Raw genomic sequence first — 575 nt, 5'->3', positions numbered from 1 at the left:
ACTATTCTAAGTCATACAGTTGGCGGCAAAGTAGAGCGTGCCTATCGTCGTACTGATTATCTAGAACAGCGCCGTGTCTATATGGATAAATGGGCGGCTTATGTCACGGGTCAAACCTAAAATATGGGGTGAATAACCCCATTATCTGTGGATAACTTTAGCTCTCTTGTCTCTCATTCTTTCTCAATAAGATTCATCACGTATCACATCAGAAATTGTATAATAAAATATTGTTTTCTATGAATAAAACATCTTTCTAAATGAACCAAAATGTGGTTAATAAATAGTTATGATTTGTTACCATTTTTATAGTGAAAGGATTTTAATATGACAGAAAATGATATTCTTTTAACAGACCGTGAAAGTGCAAAATTGCTTCATATGAGTGTTTCAACATTCCGCCGTCATGTAACCAATGGCTCTCTCCCAAAACCTTTAAAATTTGGTTTTTTGTCCCGTTGGTTACAATCGGATCTTTTGAATGTCATCGAGCAAGCAAAACAGCAACGTCAAAGCGACGCAGCATAAAAAGAAAACCTTGTCACGTAAGGACGGACAAGGCTTTCTCAAGCTCA

At 36.7% G+C, this 575-nt stretch carries 1 protein-coding gene; it reads left to right on the top strand.

What is annotated here, in order from left to right; translation table 11 throughout:
• Window positions 1-327 precede the first annotated feature (327 nt).
• A complete protein-coding gene (locus tag ACFIKG_RS09810) occupies window positions 328-528 on the top strand; it encodes an AlpA family transcriptional regulator (protein ID WP_007347209.1) in 201 nt (66 codons plus the stop codon).
• Window positions 529-575: the final 47 nt, after the last annotated feature.

Origin of the sequence: Bartonella sp. LB28NMGDW (genome assembly GCF_042194435.1) — a bacterium.
GTDB lineage: Bacteria > Pseudomonadota > Alphaproteobacteria > Rhizobiales > Rhizobiaceae > Bartonella > Bartonella grahamii.
This window is presented reverse-complemented; position numbering and strand designations above follow the sequence as displayed.